Here is a 19,264-nt window from a genome sequence, read left to right on the forward strand (position 1 = left end):
ATGAAAGTCAAGAACACGGCGGCATTCGTTGTGACCATCGGTGGCACGCAGGTGATTGCACCGCTGGCCACGGCCGAGGTCTACGGCGAAAACCGCGGTATCCAGACCCTACTCAGCCGGGGCGTTCTGGTGCCCACGGACGATGCCGGCGACGCGGGTGATGGCGGCGACGAGAACGGCGCGCCGCAGACCGTGGCGGACTTGAAGCAGGCGCTCGACGCCGCCGGTATCGAGTACCCGAAGCACGCAAGTAAGGCCGAGCTGCAGGCTCTGTACGGCCAGGCGCGGGGGCAGTAAGCATGTCGGCCACCGTAGAACTGCTGGACTTCCTGGCGCCGGCGGTGGCCGACGTGCCGAAGCCCGACAAGGAGTTCGCTCTCCAGCAAGCCAAAGGGTACCGTCCATGGTGCTTGCCGGCCGACAGGCAGGACGAGGCGCAGGCATGGTATGCCGCGTGGCTGCTGTACAACCGGTTGCAGCAGCAGGCTGCTACGGCGACTGTGGGCGTTATCCCAGTCGGCATCTCCAGTGAGAAAGAAGGCGACCTTGCGCGGACCTACCGCTCCGGCGGAGGCGGCAGTAGCGATGTGGGTGATCCCATGGGCTTCTTTGCTCAGTACCAGCGTCTGGCCGACCTGTGCGGGTATGGAGCTATCACCGTAGCGAGGGGGCCCAATGGGTGTGAGTGTCAGGGTCATTGATCGGGGGCTTGCCAAGTTCGTCAAGGACCAGTCGAAGCTAGCTGGGAAGGGCGTCAAGGTGGGCATCCAGGCGGATGCCGGCAAGGAACCGGGCAGCGGCGTGGATATCCTCGATATCGCCATCTTCAATGAGTTGGGGACCGAAGACATACCGGCCCGACCCTTTGTGCGCGACTTCTTCGACAAGAACCGGAAGGTGATCGGCATGGCGATGGATCGGCAGGCCAACGCCGTCGCAGGCGGCGCTGATGCCGGCGCAGCCATGGACATGCTGGGGCTGTGGGTCGAGAAACACCAGAAGGCCCACGTTCAGCAGTCGCCCGGCTGGGCTGCGCCGAATGCACCGTCAACTGTGAAGAAGAAGGGCAGCAGCACGCCGCTGATTGACCACGCGGTTATGTTGGGCGCCATTCGCTACGAGAAGCTGAAATGAGCAGTTTCCGGAAGCCGACGCAGATCCGCCGGCGCGCAGCCGGGCAGTGGGTGGAAGGCCGCTGGGTGGATGGCGCAGAGGAGGGCATCGTGACGATTCCGGCGTCAGTGCAGCCATTGCGCCTCTCTGACTATGACGAGCTGCAGGCGCAGATGGAGGGCCGGCGCATCGAGGCCGCTGTCCGCATCTACACCGGCGAGGTGCTGAATGTAGCCGGCGCCAATGACAGGAATGGCGACAAGCTTATCTGGCCGTTTGCCCCACGCCCCGGCGAGTACCTGGTGGTGGCCGTGAGCCCCTGGCAGTCAGGGGTGATCCCCCACTACCGCTATCACGCCGTGTTGGAGATCGAGCCATGACGCCTGAGCAGGCCATCTTCACGCTCATCACGGCGGTGTCCGGCGGCGTGCCGGTGATCTTTGCCGACGAGAACGGCCCCCGCCCACCGAAGCCGTACATCCAGCTCCGTGTGCAGACGGCGCGCCGGTTCCCGCTTCACCGTGGTGCCGTAGATGACGCCGGGCAGCAGCTCGTGACCGGGCACAGGGATGCTGCAGTCGAGCTCCTGAGCTTCGGCAGCGGCAGCTACGACGCCCTCGACAGCCTTGGGCAGCGTCTGGGCATGGAGGGCGCCCTGGCCGAGGCGGAGCGCCTGGATCTGGCCGTCTTCGATGTTGGCAAGATCAGCCAGGTGCCGGTGCTGCGGGATCAGGCTTCATACGAGCCGCGCGCGCTGCTGGAACTGGGCATTCGATACGCCGTGACGTTGTCGGATGCCGTCGACGCAGTGGAGCAGGTCGTTTTCCATGGTGCAGTAACCGGCGGGGCTACCGGAACCGTGCCAGTCGACGTGACGACACCGTAGCGTCACCTGATTTTTTTGCGGAGAGCCGCCTTCGGGCGGTTCTCGTCATTTCTGGAGCCTCATATGGCAAACATCGACCGCATCGTCAACGTTCAGATCAGCCTGAACACTACGGCGATCCGCGAGCAATCCTTCTCCGATCTGCTGGTTCTCGGCCCGCACGTCGCCTCGCTCGGCAGGCTGCTTGTCGTGACCGGCTCTGACCAGTTGCTCGACATGGGCGTGGCCGACACTGATCCGCTATACAAGGCGGTACGGGACGTGTTCAAGCAGATCCCGACGCTCAGCCAGTGCTATGTCGGCCGCCAGCAAGCCGATGTCGTGGATATCACGGTCACGAAAGCTTCGGCGTCCGAGTACATTACGACGCTGCAGTGGCGCGACGCCGCAGGTGCCGCTCACATGGCCACGGCGATCTATTCGGGCAAGGACACCGACACGGCCCCGATGATTGCGCAGGGACTGGCAGCAGCGATCGCCGCGACGCCGGTCCCAGTGACTGCCGTAGCCGCTGCGGACCAGGTAACGGTGACGAACGATGTGGAAGGCGCCACCGTGGCCGTGAGGGTCAAGGGCAATCTGGTGCTGGTTGCGCCGCAGAGCACCGAATCCGTGACCGATGCGCTCGCGGCGTGCCGGCGTGAGGACGATGGTTGGTACGGCGTGATCCTGACCAGCCGGGAGGAACCGGACGTCCTTAACGCCGCCGAATGGGTCGAGGCCAACGCCAAGCTGTTTGGCGTTGGCGTTGCGGATCCGGGAGTGCTGGGTAGCGGCATTGACACCGACATCGCCTCCAAGCTGCAGGAGAAGCAATATTTCCGGACACACGTCTGGTATCACGGGGCAGCTGACAAGGAATGGCTGGAGGCCGCAGTGTCAGCAAACCGGTTCACCTTCTACCCGGGCGCCGAGACCTGGGCGAACGTGCGCCTCGCGGGTATCACCTACGACAACCTGGCCGAGGGCGAATCCATCGCGGCGCGGAACAAGAACGCCAACACCTTCGAGCCGTTCCGCAACTTCGCCATCACCCAGAGCGGCAAGGTTGCTGCCGGCGAGTGGATCGATGTGATCCGATTCCGCGACTGGCTGGCCGAGCAGATCAAGGTGAACGTGATGTCCGCCCTGGTGAATCTGAAGAACAACAAGGGCAAAGTGCCGTACACCGATGGGGGCATCGAGATCGTGACGACAGCCATGCGCCAGGCGCTGGACCTCGGCGTCACCCGCGGGGGTATCGCGCCGGAGGAAGTGGACGACGACATGCGCACGATCCCGTCCTACGTGATCACGGCCCCGCGCGCGGCAAACGTGCCGTTCAACGACAAGGCGAACCGCGTGCTGAATGACGTGGGCTTTACGGCCCGCCTGGCCGGCGCCATTCACGCAGTCAACATCAAGGGCAATCTCACCTACGCCCTGTAATCGGAGTCTCGAATGACGACACACACCTACGATCCCTCGCGGGTCAATGTCACCGTCGCCGCCGCGACCCTGTCGGGCTTTGCCGAAGACAGCTTCATCAGCATCGAGGAAATCGGCGACGGGGTGACGTCCACCAGCGGTGCCGACGGCGAGGTGGCGCGCGCGATGTCCAGCGATCGTCGCTGCAAGGTCACCATCAAGCTGCAGCAGACGAGCTCGGGGAACGACGTGCTGTCCTCGCTGCTGCAGGCCGACAGGCTGAGCGGCGGTAGCGGCATCTTCCCCATCGCAGTCACCGACCTGCGCGGCCGCACGCTCTTCACGTCGTCCGAAGCGTGGGTTGTTAAGCTGCCGCCGTCCGAATTCGGCAAGGAAGTGGACGAGCGCGAGTGGGAGATCCAGACCGGCAAGAGCATCTACTTTGTTGGGGGAAATAACTGATGGAACGGCTCAAAGTCACCATTGGCGAGACGGATTTCTATATCGCCCGGTTCGATCCGTTCGCCGCGCTGCGCATGTTCGGTGATCTGCAGAAAGAGATCCTGCCGTCAGTCGGCCACCTCATACAGGCGGCATTTGGGGGCGATGCTGGGGATCGCAGTGGGAGGCCGATCGACCAGGGGGCACTCGACGCTGTTGCTGATGCCGCTCTTGTCGACGCCCTCCGCGAGCTGTCCGAGAAGTTGAACGGCGCGGCGCTGGAGGCATGGGCCAACCGGCTGCTTGATCCGGAGTGCATCTCGACCACGATCAATGGTCGCGACGTCAAGCTGGCCAAGGACATTCGCCTAATGGCCTTTCGCGATGCAGGCGACATCCTCGAACTGATGTTCCACGTCATCCGGCACAACTTTGCCGATTTTTTGCTGCGGTGGGCCGTCCGTTCTGGACCGGCCCAAAAGCTGCTGGCAAAGCTGTCGGACGGTTCCGAGCCGACTTCGAGCAAGAGCTGATTGTCTGGCGCGTTATTCGCGCCGGCTGGGTCAGCATCGACGCGGTCAACGAAGGCCGCGTCGACCTGGTCCACATCCTCAAGGCCAACGCCGTCCTTGACGCCATGGAGGCGGCCGAGGCCGCTGCCATCAGAGAGGCGCGGGAGAAGAAATGAACGCAATCCGCGAACTGGTCACCGTCCTCAAGTACGAGGTCGACAATTCCGGCCTGAGCCGGTACCAGGCCGCGTTTCGCAACGGCATGGCGAAACTGCGCGCCGGCGCGCGCAACGTGCGAGAGTTTGGCGCCGGGTTCATGGAGGGCGCGCACGAAGGCCTCCGCGACGTACTGGGCAGCCAGCAGGCTTTAAACACGTCGCAGGCGAATGGTGCGGAGTCGGTCGAGAGGATGGGCCGCGGATACCGCAGCATCGCCGGTGTGGTCCGGTCCCTTGTCGCTGGCTTCTCCGTTGTGCAGGCTGCCCGGGTCGCGGACGAGTGGGCAAGCGTGGAGGGGCGCGTTGGGCTGGCCACCAAGAGCGTTGAGGAGCAGAAGTATGCGCTTCAGGAGATCTACGGGATCGCCCAACGGACGCGCCAGGAGTACACCGCCACCGGCGACCTGTTCCAGAAGGTGCAGCGCAATGCTTCAGATCTCGGCCTCGGCCTGTCCGACTCGCTGAATCTGACCGAGATCATCGGCAAAACGATGACCATCGGCGGAGGCGACACCGGCGCCCAGCAGGCGGCGCTGATGCAGCTCGGCCAGGCGCTCGGTGCCGGCGCGCTGCGCGGGGATGAGCTGAACTCCATCATCGAGCAGGCGCCGCGGCTGGCGGAGTCGATTGCGGACGCCTTTGGCGTATCGGTGGGACAGCTCAAGGATCTTGGCAAGGCAGGCAAGCTCACCAGCAAGGAACTCGCGCAGGGGCTGCTTAAGCAGGCCGACAAGATCGGAGCCGAGTTCGACCGGATGCCCAAGACGTTTGGCGGCTCCATGGTGCTCCTGAAAAACGCTCTAGGCAGGCAGATCAGCGCACTTAACAAGGCCACCGGCGCCGCGAACCAATTCGCGGCGGCTGCAGCGTGGGTCGCCGACAACCTGACCGACGTCCTGAAGGTGCTGGTGCTCATCAGTGCCAGCATGGCTATTGTGCAGATGGGGCGGGCCTTGAACGCTGCTGCGGCAGCAGCAGGTAGCTTGAGGGCAATGCTGATCCGGATGGCAACGGCCGCCTGGGCGTCGCTCGGCCCATACCTTGCAATTGCCGCGGCGCTCGGGGCCATCTACCTGATTGGCCAGGACATTTGGGTCTGGTTACAGGGAGGCGACTCCGTGCTGGGCTCCATCGTAGGCGGCGTGGAGGAGTGGGGAGGGGCGCTCAACGGCATCATCGCTCCGCTTCGCGTGATCTGGGAAGCTGTGCAATCCATCTGGGCGAGGTTCGGCCAGTGGATTACATCTCTCGGCAACTGGATCGCGCAGGCGCTCGGGCTGGGCTCCATCTTCGAGAACTGGGAGGACGTCGCCAAAGCAGTGTTCAGCGCCATCCTGTCGTATATCGGCACGGTGCTCAGCGTGATCTCGTCCCTGATCAGTGCAGTGGCCGCGGCATTCCGTGGCGACTGGGACGCGGCCTCCTTCCACCTGCAGGAGGTGTTTCGCAAGTGGTGGGAGTGGCTGAAGGCGATTGGCGACTTCGCGGCAACGATCTTCAAGGCAATGGGCGATGCCATTGCGACGTGGGTCATTACCAAGGTCCAGGCGCTGAAAGGCATGCTGGCGAACCTGATGCCGGATTGGGTCAAGAACGCTGGCGCCTGGGTGGGCAACAAGGTGTTCGGCAAGGGCGCCGCCGATGTGCAGCGTGTCGTGCCAGGAGGTGGCGTCACCATCCAGAACAACATCGGCGGGGTTCAGGTGACGGCGCCGAACTCCAGTCCGGCAGCCATTGCCGCAGCGACGGAACGCGGCATCAGCACGGCTGTGAGCCCCGGTCGCATGTCGAGGGCTGCGGCAGCGGTGCCAATGGTTGAGGCAGGCGCATGAGCTTTGTTTCCCTCGTATTCGATAGCGGCACGGCAAAGTCCAGTATCGGGGCGATTCTGCTCGATGCTCTCCTGAACGAAGAGACAGCTCTGTCGAGCCAGGCGACCTCGTATGCCGTGGAGGACGGGGCGCCAATCTCAGACCATGTCGTACAGGAATCCGAACGGCTGTCGCTGTCCGGTTGGATCACAGCTGCCGATACGGTGCTGTACGGGGCCGGCGGCCGAAGCAAGCTGATCACTGCGAAGGAAGCCCTGCGATCGATTCATCGCGAGCGGCTGCCGGTCGTCGTGGTGACTGGTCTGGACACTTACACCGACATGGTGATGGAGTCTTGCAAGATCAGCCGCGACGGAAAGGGCGAGTTCTTCGAGGTGTCCTGCGATTTCCGCCGGATTCGAAAGGTCACGCTGCGGAAGGCCGACGTCCCGCCGGAGAGGGTTTCCGCCAGGGATGGTGGTAAGGCCAAGGGCAAGGCGGGATCCACAAAGAGCAATGCCGGCAAGGTGGACGGTAAGGGCGGTACCGAGAAGCAAAAGAGCGACCTGAGCCGGATCTTCGGTAGCGTGTTCGGGAAGATGTAGATGCAGACAATCCCAGTGCTGGACGCGAACGACAGTTTGACGGAGGTGGTGCTGGACGAGCGGACATTCTTCCTGCACCTGTCATGGAACAGTGAGGCCGAACTGTGGTCACTCGCAATCGAGAATGCGTATAACGAGCTGATCATCGCTGGCATCGCCCTGGTTCCCGACACGCTTCTGCTCGATCGCTTTCGGCACCTCCCGGTCCCCGCCGGTGACCTGCTGGCGTTGACGCCGGACGGCCGAGACAGCATCAGCCGCGAAGCGCTACCGGCCGGCGACGTTGCCTTGCTCTACATCGAAGCCGACGAGGTGAAGAGTGGCACGCTTTGATCGGACATACAGGCTGCTGGTCGGCAAGTCCGGTGGGAAGGGGCTGGAGATTGCGCCGCCGATCCGCATCACTTTCGAGGTCGACAAGGACGCTAGCGAGCAGCCGAATCCGCACAAGATTCGGATTTTCAACCTGAAGCCAGAGACACGACGTTCCATCGAGGTGCCGGACACGCGGTGTGTGCTGTATGCCGGGTACGCCGAGGAAGACGGGCCAGTGCTGATGGCGGCCGGCGCGGTGACGTTCGGCTACACCTACTTCGACGGCCCCGATGTAGTGACGGAACTGGAAGTGCGCGACGGCTATGTCGAGGTCAGAGATACCGCAGTTTCCCTTGGCTACGGCGCGGGCGCGTCTGCGAAGCGCATCGTGAGCGATATCGCAAAGCAGATGGGATTGCCATTGATCATGGCTGACGATGCGCCTGAGCGTACGTGGCAGAACGGCTTCTCGTTCTACGGCCCGGCCCGCCAGGCGCTGCACAAGGTGGTTCAGGGTACAGGGCTGGAGTGGTCCATCCAGAACCAGACGCTGCAGGTCGTGCCGAAGCGAGGCACTACCAAGCGGCAGGCTGTGGTGCTGGCGGCCGACTCCGGCTTGATCGGGTATCCGGAGCGCACGCGGGAAGGCGCGCGCGAGAAGGCGCGCGTCAAGGACGAACGCACCGGCAAGCGGGCCAATCTGGTCAGCGCGGCGCAGCAGCGAGACGGTTGGAGGGTGAAATCGCTCCTACTGCCGCAGATCAACCCTGGTGATCCGGTGAAGCTGGAAAGCCGGTCAATCGAGGGCTTCTACAGAGCCGAGTCGGTCAAGCACACCGGCGATTCGGAAGGCGGTGACTGGCAGACAGAACTCGAACTGGTCGACCGCAACGCACCACCGAAACAGAAGAAGGGCAAGTAACCATGGATGTGACAGAACTGCGTCAGCTTATTGCGACCGAGCTGGCGGAGGTGCACACATGCCTGCCAGGCGTCATCGTCTCCTATGACGGATGCACCGCGGTGGTCAAGCCGGCGCTGCCCAAACAGCTGGCCAACGGGGATGTACTCCCGGCCCCGCAGATTGTGCAGGTGCCAGTGTGCTGGCCATGCGGAGACATGAGTGGAACGAAGGCGCTCATCACGGTTCCGCTCAAGCCCGGTGACCCGGTGAAGCTGTCGTTCTGCGAGCGGGCGCTGGAAGGCTGGCTGTCAGGTTCTGACGCTGCACCGGATGATCCACGCCAGTTCGACCTTTCCGATGCCTTCGCCACGCCACTGATGCGCCCGGGCGCTGATGCCGCGGACACGGAAAACGTGGCCGTTCAGTACGGCGCCTGCGCACTGAAGCTTACGCCGGCAGGGGATGCCATCCTGAGCGGACCCGGCAAGTTTCGTGTGCAGATGCCGGCCGTATTCGAAAAGCTGCTGACATACCAGGCCGGCCTCGCGGGTGAGGGTGGCGGCGCTGGAACAAGTATCACCGGCGACATCCAGCACACCGGTGGCACGATCTCCTCTGATAGCCCGGTAGAGGATGGTCACCGCCACACAGACAGCGTTGGCGGGAAGACCTCTGGACCTGAGCAATGAGCTTCGACCTCGCACTATCACCCACGCACGACCTGGAACTGTCGGATGCCGGTGATGCATCCCTCGTCGACGGTGCTGAACGCATCGCGCAGCAGATTAAGGTGACGCTGCTCGCGTTTCTCGGCGAGTGGTTTCTCGATGTGTCGTTTGGCATTCCCTACCTGGAATCGGTGCTCGTCAAAGGACCAGATCGGGCCCAGCTTGAAGCGATCTTCCGGGCGAAGATCGCCGAAGTCCCCAGCGTAAGGACCGTGCGCCGCATCGACCTGCTCATTGACCACGCCGGACGGACAATGGCCATCGACTTCGAAGCCGACACTGACGCAGGCCTTGTTGCCCGTCGCTACTTCCTTCAAGCATAAGGACTGCATCTCATGGCATACGGTTTGACACCCGACGGGTTCATGCGCATGCGCTTGCCCGAGATTCGCCAGCAGATCGTCGCCGACTGGGAGGCACGTTTGCGCGCGAAGGGCTACGCTGGCGCAATCGAGACGCGCCCTGATTCCGTCATTGGCCTGCTGATCGACACCTTTTCCGATCGAGAGGCAGCGCTGTGGGAATTGGCGGAGGGAGTGTACTACTCGATGTATCCGCCGACGGCGTCGGGAGTGTCCCTCGACAATTCTGTCGCGTTCGCGGGGGCGAAGCGCCTGGCGGCGGAGCCGTCCCGTTGCTACGTGGTGCTCTACGGCGCGGAGGGGACGGCTGTCGGGCCCGGGGCGCAGATCCGGCACCGAACAACGCAGACGCTTTGGGGCATTACCGACGGCGCCACAATTTCTGCGGATGACGCGGCGGACCTGCACATCGAGGTAGCGGCGGTGGCGGCCAACGTTGACTACACAGTGCTCATCGACAACGTTCCCTACACCTATCGGAGCGGGGCAGCGCCCAACGTCGCGAGCATCATCTATGGCGTTGCCGGCATGTTGCTGCCAACCGGTCTCAACGTGGAATCCAACGCGGCGGCTGTGCGTGTCTTCACGGATGGCAGAGCAGCGTTCGCAGCGGCCGTGTCACCGAACCTACGCATGGCGACCATCGGGACGCCGGCCCTTGCGGAGACGTTCGATGACATCGCTGAGGTGGCCCTGCCAGGCGACCTATCGCAGATCGTCACCCAGACGCCCGGTTGGGCATCGGTAAACAACCTGCAACCTGGCGCTGTCGGCCGCGCCTCTGAAAATGACGCACAGCTTCGCGCCAGATACAAGAATGGCATCTACCGTCTGGGGGCTGCGACGCTGCCAAGCATCTCGGCGAACCTCAAGGAACTGGTGCCCGGCGTGCTCGCGCTCAAGGCCTTTGAGAACGATACCGACGATCCAGACGAGTATGGGCGACCGCCTCACAGTCTGCACGTTGTCATTGATGGCGGCTTGGATCAGGAGGTTGCTGATGCGATCTTCCGGCTCAAGGCCGCGGGCATCGATACGCACGGCGATACGGTGATGTCGGTACAGGACGATGGGGGCACCGCACATGAGATTCGCTACGATCGCCCACACAAGGTGTACGTGTGGGCGAAGGCACGGGTCATGCAGCTGCCGCCTGAAGAGAGCGAGTTTCCGGTAGACGGGTACGATCGGATTCAGCGAGGCCTCGCCGCGGCCGGCGATACGCTGGATATCGGGGAAGACATCGTGCTGCAGAAGCTGTACAGCGGGGTGTACACGACCCCGGGTGTGGCGATGGTTGATCTGCGGCTGGCTTGCTCGACTGAGCCTGCGTATGTGCCGGCAGACGCTGATTATGTTGCCGGGAACTTTCCGGTAAAGCCATTTGAGCGGGCAGATTTTGACGTGTCGCGCGTGGAGGTGGTCGCATGGACCTGAGCCAACGGCACGACGAAATCGCCTGGTCGAACTGGCTTGCGCAGTTCAGGGACGGCAGCAACCTCGAGGCACTGGTTAAGGCCCTGTTAAAGCCGGCAGCGGGAATTCAGGACGCGTTGCGCGAATTGCGCGACCGGCGGTCACTGGGCACTGCCTGTGGCGTCCAGCTGGATGGTATCGGCACCATCGTGGTGTTGGATCGTCCGAAAGCCTACGTACCGTCCTATCCATACTTTGGCTTCGAGGGCGATCCCGATGCGCAGGGCTTCAATCAGGCACCGTTCTGGAATGAGGGAGCCCCGGGCGCGACACGGGAGTTGCGAGGCATATCCGATGTCCTGTATCGGCGGCTCCTCAAATGGAAGATCGCCATCAACAACGGGCATGGCACGGCACCGGAGATTGCTGCATCGCTGAAGGCCATCTTCGGCGCATCGCGCGTGATTGTCTCCGACGCTGGCAACGCGAAGATTCGAATCTGGATGGATGTATCGCCGGTCGGCCTGAAGGGGATTGACGTTCGACTCTATGTGCCGAAGGCGGCTGGCGTCGGTCTGGAATCCATGTCGGGCAGTAAGCCAAAACCCTTTGGGTTCAGGAGTCAGGGGTTCTGGGGCTTTGGGGAAGGGGTCTTCGCAAGGGAGTTCTGAGCATGGCGAGCATTGATTTTTTCAACGATTTTGAGACTGTCTGGGCAACCAACGGCGCTATCGTGCCTCTCGACTCGCGCGATTATCAAGAGGGGTGGGCGTTTATTGGCGAGGTACCTCCAGAACTCGAGCAGTTCAATCGGCTTCAGCAGATTGTGGACCAGCGTACCGCGTGGCTCTACAAGCAGATGAAGGAGCTTGCCCGCGCGTTTGGATACTCGATCGACGCGGAAAGCATTAACGCGCTCACAAGCGCTTTTGCCAAGATCCCCGTCCAGGTGAACGCCGACTGGAACGCCACCAGTGGGGCGGCCAAGATTCTCAACAAGCCAATCCTTGCCACGGTTGCTATCAGCGGCAGCTACAACGACCTTGATGGGAAACCCAATCTGGCTGCGGTGGCCACCTCCGGTAGTTACAACGACCTCTCTGGGAAGCCCGCAATTCCGGCGCCTCAAGTCAATGCGGATTGGAATGCAACCAGCGGAGTTGCTGCGATTCTCAACAAGCCGGACCTATCTGCTGGATGGACTTCGGCCACGCTGAATCCCATGGTGTTGGGTGGACTAGGGAACTTCATCATCGTGGCCAACATTCTGGCGCCGGGTGCTTACATCGCTAATCCACAAGTCCGTTGGAACGGCCCAGTCCTGCCTGGAACCTGGATGGGGTGCGGTAACTATTCCAGCGGCGGGGACAAGCTCTCATTGGTGGTTAGGGTGGCCTGATGAAATACGAAGACGTAAAGGATCCGATCTACGGATCGGCAGATGGGACTGTCATCTTTTGTCGTGTCAAGTTTGATGGGATGCGGGACTACGTTCCATTTGGCGCTGCGGCCCACGATTGCACTGAGCATGGACGTCGAATCCATGCTGAATTGATGGGCGGAAAGTACGGCTCGATTGCCTCCTACGCGGAGCATCTGGCAACTCGGCAGGATGAACTCGATGCGATGGCGAGGTCGCGGCGAGATGCTCTCCTGCGCGAATCCGATTGGGTGATGCTGCGATCGATGGAATCAGGGCAACCAGTGCCGGGCGAATGGCTTGCCTACCGCCAGGCACTTCGTGATGCGCCTATGCAGGCCGGTTGGCCGATGAGCGTCGTGTGGCCGATGTCACTCGAGGCGCAATCTGAGACGCAAGGATTTGATCAATGAAATCGAGCCAGTTGCCAAAGCTCATGCCGGTGCCCTTCGCATCGGGTGGGTCAAAGAACGATATCCCGGAGACAGCACAGTCGGACAAGCCGGGAGCGGCGTCACTGGAATCCGGGTTCCCCGATATCACGATGACCAGCGCATTGCTGGGCGGCGTACCGCCGGATGGGAAGGACATGAACGGCGTGTTGTACCTGCTGTCGCTGACAGCACGCTGGATTCAGCTCGGCGGCGGCTTTCCATACAACAAGTCATTCGCCGATGACTCCGGGGTGAACGGATATCCCAAGGGCGCAATGCTGCTCTCATCGGATGGCACGCGATACTGGGTTAACCAGGCAGATGACAATACCACTGACCCGGAGGCGCCGGACGAATCGGCACGGAACTGGGTACTGCTCAACGCGGACTGGAATGCCAACTCTGGCCCGGGGCAGATCCTAAACCGGCCCAATCTCGCCGCTGTCGCTACGTCAGGTAGCTACGATGACCTCGTAGACAAGCCTGCCATTCCGGCTGCTCAGGTCAATGCTGACTGGAATGCGACCAGCGGAATAGCCAGGATTCTGAACAAGCCCTCGCTCGCCGCAGTCGCAACTTCAGGCAGTTACGCCGACCTGACTGGGAAGCCTGCCATCCCGGCTGCTCAGGTCAATGCTGATTGGAATGCCGCCAGCGGTGTCGCAAGGATCCTAAACCGACCTGACCTGGCGCCCGTAGCGACTATAGGTCAGCATTCAGCCTTGTCTGACATCAAGGGCGATGGGGATCTTCATATTTCCGAGGAGCAACAGCAGAAGCTCAGGGGGGCAGTGTTGCTTTCGGAGACTGTCTATTCCGTGGTTGCACAGTCGGTGGCTTTCGAGCCTCAGTCTGCAAACATCAATTGCACGCTAGTTCCGCCGTTGGTTGGATCCCCGGTTGTGTTCGACAGTAGTGACGCACTCCCACCCGAGTTGCAGGCGGGCGTGACGTACTTCGTGGTTAAAGTCAAATTCGCCGACGCCTTCGACAGCGGCGAGGGCGGCTGGTTCAGGGTGGCAACTCATCCAGGTGGTGTAGCGATCGTTATCACAGCGACTGGAAGTGGCACCCATCTGATCACGAATCCCAAATGGTTCAAGGCAACGCACAACCCGGAGTGGGTCGAAGCCGAGGTACAGGGTGCCGGCGGTGGAGGAGGGACGTCCACCTTGGGTACTGCAACGGGAGGTGGAGGGGGAGGCTATTCGAAGCTGCGCTGCTCCGCATTAGCATTGCCTGAGAGCCTCGACATAGTTGTCGGGGCCGGAGGTAAACCTGGCGCTACGGATGGAAGTTTTGGGTTTCCTGGTGGCACGACATCGCTCGGTATCGTCGTCTCGGCGACTGGCGGTAAGGGAGGGATCGGTAGCGTGACTAGCAGCATGCTGCTTGGCGTGCTGGGAGGCGATGGCGTTGGGGGCGACATGAACATTCGCGGCGAAGGTTCTTCGCCAGTCCAAATGACGGCGTACGCGAACTACAGCCGAGGTGGAGATTCAATGCTCGGCTTTGGGGGGATGGGTGCCATTCGCATAAGCGGCGCCACGCCTGCTCCGCATGGAACGGGTAGGGGGGCGGGTGGCGCTGGAGGCAATAGCTCGACAGGCGGATTCATGACCGGCCGCGGATCGGACGGTCTGGTGATCCTCAGGGAGTTCATGTAATGACCACGAAGGCGAGAATCGAACAAGGGCGGGTGGTTGAACTAATGACCGCTGAGCCGTTTCCGGGGTTTCATCCGTCGCTGGTGTGGGTCGATGCATCAGGCGATGTGGAGGTCGGTTGGACGTATATGAACGGTCAGTTCACGCCGCCGAAGCCGCCCGCCCCAGAAAGTATCGCTGATGCCTACATAGGCGCTTTGCAACAGGTAATGGACTCAACCGCGCGTAGCCGCGGCTATGACGATATTAAATCGGCCATCACTTACCTGCAGAGCAGCATCCCGAAGTTTGCCGCAGAAGCGAATTCGATGTGCGCGTGGCGCGATGCAGTCTGGAGGTATGGTCTCAACGAGATTGCTTACGTGCAGTCTGCTTTCAAGCCATTACCTTCACTGGAGGAATTCGTTTCCGCCATGCCGTCAATCGAGTGGCCGGAAGGGGTATGAAGCATCGTTAATGTAGTGGGCCAGGGTGCATGATCGTAAGCGGCCCTGTGCCGGCATTCATTTGCTTTTTGGAGAGTACATGCCTGAGCCAGTTTCGTCGGCCGGCGCCGCTGTGGTTACCGGGATGGCAAGCGGTCTTGCGCTCGGCGCTATTGTGTCGAAGCCAAATGTCGCGCTGTTAAGCGGAGTGTTCTGTGGCGCGGTGGTATTCCTGTTGCGCAGCAAAGAGCCCCACTGGATCAAGAAAGCGCTCTATTTCTGCATCTCGCTCGTCGGTGGATACGCAATTGCGCCAGACGTGCAGTCGGCAGTTGGCTGGTTGCCCGCTTGGCTGGCAGCGTTCTTCTCGGCTGCCGCGGTGGTGGCGGTCGCCGTCATCGTGCTGGACTGGTCGGAGAAAGCCATTCCGCAGATCCTCAACCGGCTGGTCGACCGCTTGATTGGAGGAAGCCACCATGAATGAGCTGATGTTATACCTGAACGCAAAAGGAGCGGCGGACATGTGGCTGCTGGTTGCCAACGGCGTCATCTCAACAGCGATCTTCTCGATCCTGCTGTTTGCACGACCCATGACCGAAGCGCCGATGCAACTGCACGCGCGCCTGGCTCGGTACGCCTTTGTGGCCGTCTATGGCGTACTTGCGGCGCGCATCTTGTGCGGGCTGTATTACACGCCGGTCGAGCCGACGGAGGTGGCGGTGAACGTCATCGTGCTGTGGCTGGTCTGGATTACACGCGGCGACCTGTCCGTGATTTTGGATGCGGTGCGCATCGTGCTGGATCGCCGAGCCTGTCGGGCCAGGTCCTGAGCACTTCCCCTGTCGTCAAAACGGCCACCTTCGGGTGGCCGTTTTGCTTTGGAGCATCACGTGAAGACTTCTCAGAATGGCCTTGCGGTCATCAAGTATTTCGAGAGCTGCCGGCCGTCAGCGTATCTCGACAGCGCTGGCATCCCGACAATTGGCTGGGGGCATACCGGACCGGACGTGCGGCTTGGCATGACGATTACCCGGGACCGGGCGGACGAACTGCTCCTGGCGGATCTGGCTGAGCATGAATGCATTGTCTTGTCAGCTGTGACCGTCCAGCTCACGCAGGGACAGTTCGACGCGCTTGTGTCGTTTTGCTTCAACGTTGGGCCAGGAAGGAAGGGCAAGAAAGACGGCTTGGTCACCTTGGCCAACGGCAATCCGTCAACCCTGCTGCGACGGGTCAATGCAGGTGACTTCGATGGGGCGAAAAGCCAATTCTCCCTTTGGAACAGGTCGGGCGGGGTGCCGCTGCGAGGCCTGATCCGTCGCCGTGCGGCTGAATGCGCTCTGTTCATCGGTATGAATGGAGCCGACGCCATTGCGATGGGGAGGTCAGCCGCATGATCTGGAACGCGAACCTCGTTCCGTGGCGCTCAGTTGGAGCGGTGGCGCTGATGGGCGTGCTGGCAGTCGTACTGTTCGCTGCAGGATGGACAGCCAACGGCTGGCGCAAGGATGCTGAATTTGAGCGTCTGAAGGTAGCTAGTGCCCAGGTTGATCTTGCCGAAGCCAACAGGGCGCTTGAAGACCTGAGCACCGCCGGGCGGAAGATCCGCGAAGCTGCGGACGACTATGCCGGCATCCAGACCACGTTGAGCGGCAAGCTCGACGCCATTCGGAAGGACCTGAAAAATGCGAAGCCTTTACCTGTGGGTTGCCGCCCTGATGATGTCCGCATGCGCAAGCTGTCCGACGCCGTCGACGCAGCCAAGCAAGCCGCTGCCGCTCGATAGCGCGCTGGCTGCGCCGTGTGTGGTGCCGGATGCGCCGGCCGTGGCCGACTACGACGTGTGGCAGGACTGGATGGTAACGGTACTGGGCGCCTTGGGTGACTGCGCGGTCCGGCATGAGCGAACTGTGCAGGTCTGGCCAAGCTAGAGGGCAGGTTTTGGAGAGGGTTGCGCCGACGAGCCCGAGGCGCCGGTAGCGGGAGTATTACCGTGCGGAGAGGAGGTGCTCTGCGACTTACTGGTGGCAGGCTCAGGCGGAATTTCTGCCAGGACGACTGGAGCTTCGTCCTGCTGTTTGACGACTATCACAGAGCCAGTAGCCCGTTCGTATATGAAATATCGATCACCAACAAAACCGAGAAGCACTGCCGGCTTTTCAGGTGATTCTTGCAGTGGCAAATTGGAGCGCTTCCCATCCACCTTCATTGGGCCATTCCCTTCTTTCGCCCGCTCAGCATGGAGCTGACCGTGACCGAACGCTGCGCCAAGCAATGCCACCATCATGGTTACCATGAATGTCCTTGCGCGCCGTGACGGAAACAACCGACGAAGTGCTGGCGTCTCGGCCGTGAACTGTGCCGCGGCGATGCCACACAGCATGCCCACCACCACCCACTTCAAGGGTGTTCTTCCAAAGTATGCGATCAAGACGATAGAAGCGTAGTACAGGACGCCGAGCAGGGCCTTGAACCGGTTTAAGAATTTGCCAACGGGCGTGTCTTTGCCGCCTCCTTCCGGAAACATCTCTTGAGGATGCAAAGCTTCGCCCACGAGCGCGCCAATGATCAATGAGCCCAACGAAACCACTAATGGGTATGCCGTGACTTTGAAAATATCAGTCAGCGACATGTAGGGAAGGATATTGATATTGAATGCGCCCCAGTATGCGAGGAGATACAGGCCAGCCAGTGCCACCCCGTAGACCGTTGCGAGTTTTAGGAGATATGCGGTAGTTGTTGCGGAAGCTTCTGCGGATTGTTCTGACATGGGGCATGCTTGTTGTTGGCTCGTCTGGGACGAAGTATGCAGCACAACGGGACTTCATCTGTTTCGACCCGATCGACTGAGACTTCAAATCCTTCCCCTTGCCGACCAGCAGGTTGTACACGCGACCGGGTCTGCGCCACGGTACCACCCCTTCCGACGCGCGCGGGTGTGCAGGCGCTCGAAGTCGCTGCGGTCGATCTCGTCAAGCACATAGGCCTCGCCGTCCAGGACGCAGCCGCCGGGCAGGGTGGTGAGCGTCGACCAGTTCGGGAAACCACGTTGTTGCGTGGGCTCCGTTGCGTGACTTCAGCAGCGGCGTCGCTGCCTTTGGTCGCCAGCAGGCGATAGCCGTCGTACTTTTATTAGTAGTTCAATCCGTGTTGCATTTGGAGCCAAGCGCGAAGTGCCATGGATTGGGCCGGCAGGAAGGTGCAATCCCGAAGGAATTTGAAATCGCAAGACGTTGTTGTGCAGGGACTCGCACGCCCCACGCGTCCCCGCACCGGCAAACTGCCCCTTACTGTGACGTGGCCAGATGAGTGCGGCTAGCGACGCTGCGCAAAGCCGTTGATGATCCATGCTGCCGCCAGAAGCGGAATTGAGAAGATGCCAATCATCACTGCTTTGATCAAAGCATCTACGGCGTCACTGAATACGTTAATCACGAACACGACAGTGGCCAGGATAAGAAATGTGTAGCCGGTCCAGCGTAAAACGGCAGCTGTCCTACGCAAGCCTTCGTTCATATGCCGATCCGTTACAGGCTCGTGGTTTGCCCATGCCAGCGCGCGCCATTGAAGTCCTTGGCGCATGCGCCTGGGCAATGTTTAGCTGGTTGCACTCGGGGCTTTCGCCCCTCTCCGCCGCCGTTCGCTAGAAGTGAGTGCCGCGTAGTCAGAAGCCTCGGGTCAGTGCATGATCTCACAATCTGCTCATCACTTCTCTTGGTTTCCTCTCCCTCGATCGGCACCCCATAGAACGAGAAAGATCAACGCGAATTCGCACAGCAGTAGAGAAATTGCGAGTTCACTATCCAGTAGGAATTTCACGATCTTTGCGACACCGGCAAAGTTGGCCCCCTCTTCGGAGGCACGGTCTATGGCTACCGGCAAGGATGGGAGAAGTGCTTCGACGGCTTGTCGCGTACGAAACGTGCGCCATGTCCCCGTCCACAGCCAAGTCCCCACGTAGTACAAGAAGATAAGCAGTGGCGCTGACAGTAAGGGAGCAAGGATTCCATACAAGAACGCCAAAAACCAGTCGCTCATGCCGACCGAATGTTGCGAACCCTTGTGGTCGTCGCCCATCGCCTGTCCACCCTGCTTCACGGTCAGTTGATCTACGAAGCCCAATTAGGGAACGGAAACAGCAATCAAGTCAATCGCAACACCTTTCTTCGTCAATCTATGGAGCCAGTCTCCGTCTGGCGGGCCGCTCTCACCTATCAGGCGCCGTCCGACAACGAAAAGCCCTCGGCCTGGGGAAGCGAGGGCATTATCCGTCTCCTGTGCATAAGCAGCTTTCGTGATGCCGAAAGCGCGGGGATTTGAGCAAGAACGGTGATGGACGCTGGAGGGGTTCCCTCAGGGAGCGTGCACGCACGCGCCTGAGGGAAGATGTCGCCTTTATTGTGTCGAGCAATGAAGGAGACCTCAGCAGTGTGCCATGCCTTGCTACAAACGCCGGCGTTTTTTGCCCTGTTACGCCGGATCGACGAAGACCTGATGACGGTGGCGCGGGACAGGGGCTGCTGCCATTGCAGCTCTGTGCTGCACAGTGCCAACTATCCGCGTAAGCCACGGGGATGCCCACCGGCAGCACACCCGGACT

The 19,264-nt window shown here is 61.3% G+C and carries 27 protein-coding genes; 25 read left to right on the forward strand and 2 right to left on the reverse strand.

Features of this window, described 5'->3' with window-relative positions; translation table 11 throughout:
• From K309_RS0109715 to K309_RS0109830, 24 genes are all read left to right on the forward strand, one after another.
• A complete protein-coding gene (locus K309_RS0109715) occupies positions 1 to 297 on the forward strand; it encodes a HeH/LEM domain-containing protein (protein ID WP_029046238.1) in 297 nt (98 codons plus the stop codon).
• Between the two features lie 2 nt (positions 298 to 299).
• A complete protein-coding gene (locus K309_RS0109720) occupies positions 300 to 701 on the forward strand; it encodes a DUF4054 domain-containing protein (protein WP_029046239.1) in 402 nt (133 codons plus the stop codon).
• Positions 676 to 1,134 (forward strand): hypothetical protein, encoded by a 459-nt coding sequence (locus tag K309_RS0109725; RefSeq protein ID WP_029046240.1) that lies wholly within the window; start codon positions 676 to 678, stop codon positions 1,132 to 1,134. The genes K309_RS0109720 and K309_RS0109725 overlap by 26 nt, the downstream gene beginning before the upstream one ends.
• Positions 1,131 to 1,493, forward strand: a complete 363-nt coding sequence (locus K309_RS0109730) for a hypothetical protein (protein ID WP_029046241.1) — start codon at positions 1,131 to 1,133, stop codon at positions 1,491 to 1,493. The genes K309_RS0109725 and K309_RS0109730 overlap by 4 nt, the downstream gene beginning before the upstream one ends.
• Positions 1,490 to 1,999, forward strand: a complete 510-nt coding sequence (locus K309_RS0109735; protein ID WP_029046242.1) for a phage neck terminator protein — start codon at positions 1,490 to 1,492, stop codon at positions 1,997 to 1,999. The genes K309_RS0109730 and K309_RS0109735 overlap by 4 nt, the downstream gene beginning before the upstream one ends.
• 63 nt (positions 2,000 to 2,062) lie before the next feature.
• Positions 2,063 to 3,427 (forward strand): DUF3383 family protein, encoded by a 1,365-nt coding sequence (locus K309_RS0109740; RefSeq protein WP_029046243.1) that lies wholly within the window; start codon positions 2,063 to 2,065, stop codon positions 3,425 to 3,427.
• A 12-nt stretch (positions 3,428 to 3,439) separates the two neighbouring features.
• Positions 3,440 to 3,868, forward strand: coding sequence for a phage structural protein (locus tag K309_RS0109745; protein WP_029046244.1), 429 nt, complete (start codon positions 3,440 to 3,442; stop codon positions 3,866 to 3,868).
• Positions 3,868 to 4,380 carry a phage tail assembly chaperone gene (locus K309_RS0109750; RefSeq protein ID WP_029046245.1) on the forward strand — a complete coding sequence of 171 codons (513 nt, stop codon included), beginning with the start codon at positions 3,868 to 3,870 and terminating at the stop codon, positions 4,378 to 4,380. Before K309_RS0109745 ends, K309_RS0109750 begins: the two co-directional genes overlap by 1 nt.
• 151 nt (positions 4,381 to 4,531) lie before the next feature.
• On the forward strand, positions 4,532 to 6,409 hold the full coding sequence (locus K309_RS39170) for a tape measure protein (RefSeq protein ID WP_051320400.1): 1,878 nt from the start codon (positions 4,532 to 4,534) through the stop codon (positions 6,407 to 6,409).
• Positions 6,406 to 6,993 carry a phage baseplate protein gene (locus K309_RS0109760; RefSeq protein WP_029046246.1) on the forward strand — a complete coding sequence of 196 codons (588 nt, stop codon included), beginning with the start codon at positions 6,406 to 6,408 and terminating at the stop codon, positions 6,991 to 6,993. Before K309_RS39170 ends, K309_RS0109760 begins: the two co-directional genes overlap by 4 nt.
• Positions 6,994 to 7,326 carry a phage baseplate plug family protein gene (locus tag K309_RS0109765; protein ID WP_029046247.1) on the forward strand — a complete coding sequence of 111 codons (333 nt, stop codon included), beginning with the start codon at positions 6,994 to 6,996 and terminating at the stop codon, positions 7,324 to 7,326. It abuts the gene before it with no gap.
• Entirely contained in the window at positions 7,313 to 8,230 is a 918-nt protein-coding gene (locus tag K309_RS0109770; RefSeq protein WP_029046248.1) for a phage protein, read from the forward strand. Before K309_RS0109765 ends, K309_RS0109770 begins: the two co-directional genes overlap by 14 nt.
• A gap of 2 nt (positions 8,231 to 8,232) precedes the next feature.
• Entirely contained in the window at positions 8,233 to 8,901 is a 669-nt protein-coding gene (locus tag K309_RS0109775; RefSeq protein ID WP_029046249.1) for a Gp138 family membrane-puncturing spike protein, read from the forward strand.
• A complete protein-coding gene (locus K309_RS0109780; RefSeq protein ID WP_029046250.1) occupies positions 8,898 to 9,263 on the forward strand; it encodes a contractile injection system sheath initiator in 366 nt (121 codons plus the stop codon). Before K309_RS0109775 ends, K309_RS0109780 begins: the two co-directional genes overlap by 4 nt.
• A 12-nt stretch (positions 9,264 to 9,275) precedes the next feature.
• Positions 9,276 to 10,739 carry a hypothetical protein gene (locus tag K309_RS0109785; protein WP_029046251.1) on the forward strand — a complete coding sequence of 488 codons (1,464 nt, stop codon included), beginning with the start codon at positions 9,276 to 9,278 and terminating at the stop codon, positions 10,737 to 10,739.
• Positions 10,730 to 11,389 (forward strand): baseplate wedge 1 family protein, encoded by a 660-nt coding sequence (locus tag K309_RS0109790; RefSeq protein WP_029046252.1) that lies wholly within the window; start codon positions 10,730 to 10,732, stop codon positions 11,387 to 11,389. The genes K309_RS0109785 and K309_RS0109790 overlap by 10 nt, the downstream gene beginning before the upstream one ends.
• A 2-nt stretch (positions 11,390 to 11,391) precedes the next feature.
• Positions 11,392 to 12,117, forward strand: coding sequence for a hypothetical protein (locus tag K309_RS0109795; protein WP_029046253.1), 726 nt, complete (start codon positions 11,392 to 11,394; stop codon positions 12,115 to 12,117).
• Positions 12,117 to 12,551, forward strand: coding sequence for a tail fiber assembly protein (locus tag K309_RS36285; RefSeq protein WP_035877133.1), 435 nt, complete (start codon positions 12,117 to 12,119; stop codon positions 12,549 to 12,551). Before K309_RS0109795 ends, K309_RS36285 begins: the two co-directional genes overlap by 1 nt.
• Positions 12,548 to 14,239: a glycine-rich domain-containing protein gene (locus K309_RS39175; protein WP_029046254.1), complete on the forward strand. Its 1,692-nt coding sequence runs from the start codon at positions 12,548 to 12,550 to the stop codon at positions 14,237 to 14,239. The genes K309_RS36285 and K309_RS39175 overlap by 4 nt, the downstream gene beginning before the upstream one ends.
• On the forward strand, positions 14,239 to 14,685 hold the full coding sequence (locus K309_RS39180) for a hypothetical protein (protein ID WP_051320401.1): 447 nt from the start codon (positions 14,239 to 14,241) through the stop codon (positions 14,683 to 14,685). Before K309_RS39175 ends, K309_RS39180 begins: the two co-directional genes overlap by 1 nt.
• Before the next feature lie 79 nt (positions 14,686 to 14,764).
• Entirely contained in the window at positions 14,765 to 15,148 is a 384-nt protein-coding gene (locus K309_RS36300; RefSeq protein ID WP_051320402.1) for a putative holin, read from the forward strand.
• The gene (locus K309_RS0109820) at positions 15,141 to 15,494 is read left to right on the forward strand and encodes a phage holin family protein (RefSeq protein WP_029046255.1); all 354 of its coding nucleotides are present in this window, start codon (positions 15,141 to 15,143) and stop codon (positions 15,492 to 15,494) included. The genes K309_RS36300 and K309_RS0109820 overlap by 8 nt, the downstream gene beginning before the upstream one ends.
• 60 nt (positions 15,495 to 15,554) lie before the next feature.
• Positions 15,555 to 16,061 carry a lysozyme gene (locus K309_RS36305; RefSeq protein WP_035877135.1) on the forward strand — a complete coding sequence of 169 codons (507 nt, stop codon included), beginning with the start codon at positions 15,555 to 15,557 and terminating at the stop codon, positions 16,059 to 16,061.
• The gene (locus K309_RS0109830; protein ID WP_029046256.1) at positions 16,058 to 16,450 is read left to right on the forward strand and encodes a hypothetical protein; all 393 of its coding nucleotides are present in this window, start codon (positions 16,058 to 16,060) and stop codon (positions 16,448 to 16,450) included. Before K309_RS36305 ends, K309_RS0109830 begins: the two co-directional genes overlap by 4 nt.
• A gap of 141 nt (positions 16,451 to 16,591) precedes the next feature.
• On the opposite strand, the gene K309_RS0109835 is transcribed toward K309_RS0109830, so the two are convergent.
• Together K309_RS0109835 and K309_RS0109840 are read right to left on the reverse strand one after the other, a co-directional pair.
• Entirely contained in the window at positions 16,592 to 17,434 is an 843-nt protein-coding gene (locus K309_RS0109835; RefSeq protein ID WP_029046257.1) for a hypothetical protein, read from the reverse strand.
• 545 nt (positions 17,435 to 17,979) lie between these two features.
• Complete coding sequence (locus K309_RS0109840; RefSeq protein ID WP_029046258.1) at positions 17,980 to 18,180, reverse strand: hypothetical protein; 201 nt, start codon at positions 18,178 to 18,180, stop codon at positions 17,980 to 17,982.
• Between the two features lie 531 nt (positions 18,181 to 18,711).
• On the opposite strand from K309_RS0109840, the gene K309_RS41635 reads away from it, so the two are divergent.
• Positions 18,712 to 18,984 (forward strand): hypothetical protein, encoded by a 273-nt coding sequence (locus K309_RS41635; RefSeq protein WP_156914332.1) that lies wholly within the window; start codon positions 18,712 to 18,714, stop codon positions 18,982 to 18,984.
• Positions 18,985 to 19,264 lie beyond the last annotated feature (280 nt).

It is taken from the genome of Cupriavidus phytohabitans (genome assembly GCF_000426345.1).
In the GTDB taxonomy this organism is placed as follows: Bacteria; Pseudomonadota; Gammaproteobacteria; order Burkholderiales; family Burkholderiaceae; genus Cupriavidus.

What these genes read in the sequence shown, in the direction of transcription:
- K309_RS0109715 (WP_029046238.1), top strand. Translation starts at nt 1, where the DNA reads ATGAAAGTCAAGAACACGGCGGCATTCGTTGTGACCATCGGTGGCACG.
- K309_RS0109720 (WP_029046239.1), top strand. Translation starts at nt 300, where the DNA reads ATGTCGGCCACCGTAGAACTGCTGGACTTCCTGGCGCCGGCGGTGGCC.
- K309_RS0109725 (WP_029046240.1), top strand. Translation starts at nt 676, where the DNA reads ATGGGTGTGAGTGTCAGGGTCATTGATCGGGGGCTTGCCAAGTTCGTC.
- K309_RS0109730 (WP_029046241.1), top strand. Translation starts at nt 1,131, where the DNA reads ATGAGCAGTTTCCGGAAGCCGACGCAGATCCGCCGGCGCGCAGCCGGG.
- K309_RS0109735 (WP_029046242.1), top strand. Translation starts at nt 1,490, where the DNA reads ATGACGCCTGAGCAGGCCATCTTCACGCTCATCACGGCGGTGTCCGGC.
- K309_RS0109740 (WP_029046243.1), top strand. Translation starts at nt 2,063, where the DNA reads ATGGCAAACATCGACCGCATCGTCAACGTTCAGATCAGCCTGAACACT.
- K309_RS0109745 (WP_029046244.1), top strand. Translation starts at nt 3,440, where the DNA reads ATGACGACACACACCTACGATCCCTCGCGGGTCAATGTCACCGTCGCC.
- K309_RS0109750 (WP_029046245.1), top strand. Translation starts at nt 3,868, where the DNA reads ATGGAACGGCTCAAAGTCACCATTGGCGAGACGGATTTCTATATCGCC.
- K309_RS39170 (WP_051320400.1), top strand. Translation starts at nt 4,532, where the DNA reads ATGAACGCAATCCGCGAACTGGTCACCGTCCTCAAGTACGAGGTCGAC.
- K309_RS0109760 (WP_029046246.1), top strand. Translation starts at nt 6,406, where the DNA reads ATGAGCTTTGTTTCCCTCGTATTCGATAGCGGCACGGCAAAGTCCAGT.
- K309_RS0109765 (WP_029046247.1), top strand. Translation starts at nt 6,994, where the DNA reads ATGCAGACAATCCCAGTGCTGGACGCGAACGACAGTTTGACGGAGGTG.
- K309_RS0109775 (WP_029046249.1), top strand. Translation starts at nt 8,233, where the DNA reads ATGGATGTGACAGAACTGCGTCAGCTTATTGCGACCGAGCTGGCGGAG.
- K309_RS0109780 (WP_029046250.1), top strand. Translation starts at nt 8,898, where the DNA reads ATGAGCTTCGACCTCGCACTATCACCCACGCACGACCTGGAACTGTCG.
- K309_RS0109785 (WP_029046251.1), top strand. Translation starts at nt 9,276, where the DNA reads ATGGCATACGGTTTGACACCCGACGGGTTCATGCGCATGCGCTTGCCC.
- K309_RS0109790 (WP_029046252.1), top strand. Translation starts at nt 10,730, where the DNA reads ATGGACCTGAGCCAACGGCACGACGAAATCGCCTGGTCGAACTGGCTT.
- K309_RS0109795 (WP_029046253.1), top strand. Translation starts at nt 11,392, where the DNA reads ATGGCGAGCATTGATTTTTTCAACGATTTTGAGACTGTCTGGGCAACC.
- K309_RS36285 (WP_035877133.1), top strand. Translation starts at nt 12,117, where the DNA reads ATGAAATACGAAGACGTAAAGGATCCGATCTACGGATCGGCAGATGGG.
- K309_RS39175 (WP_029046254.1), top strand. Translation starts at nt 12,548, where the DNA reads ATGAAATCGAGCCAGTTGCCAAAGCTCATGCCGGTGCCCTTCGCATCG.
- K309_RS39180 (WP_051320401.1), top strand. Translation starts at nt 14,239, where the DNA reads ATGACCACGAAGGCGAGAATCGAACAAGGGCGGGTGGTTGAACTAATG.
- K309_RS36300 (WP_051320402.1), top strand. Translation starts at nt 14,765, where the DNA reads ATGCCTGAGCCAGTTTCGTCGGCCGGCGCCGCTGTGGTTACCGGGATG.
- K309_RS0109820 (WP_029046255.1), top strand. Translation starts at nt 15,141, where the DNA reads ATGAATGAGCTGATGTTATACCTGAACGCAAAAGGAGCGGCGGACATG.
- K309_RS0109830 (WP_029046256.1), top strand. Translation starts at nt 16,058, where the DNA reads ATGATCTGGAACGCGAACCTCGTTCCGTGGCGCTCAGTTGGAGCGGTG.
- K309_RS0109835 (WP_029046257.1), bottom strand. Translation starts at nt 17,434, where the DNA reads ATGTCAGAACAATCCGCAGAAGCTTCCGCAACAACTACCGCATATCTC.
- K309_RS0109840 (WP_029046258.1), bottom strand. Translation starts at nt 18,180, where the DNA reads ATGAACGAAGGCTTGCGTAGGACAGCTGCCGTTTTACGCTGGACCGGC.
- K309_RS41635 (WP_156914332.1), top strand. Translation starts at nt 18,712, where the DNA reads ATGTTGCGAACCCTTGTGGTCGTCGCCCATCGCCTGTCCACCCTGCTT.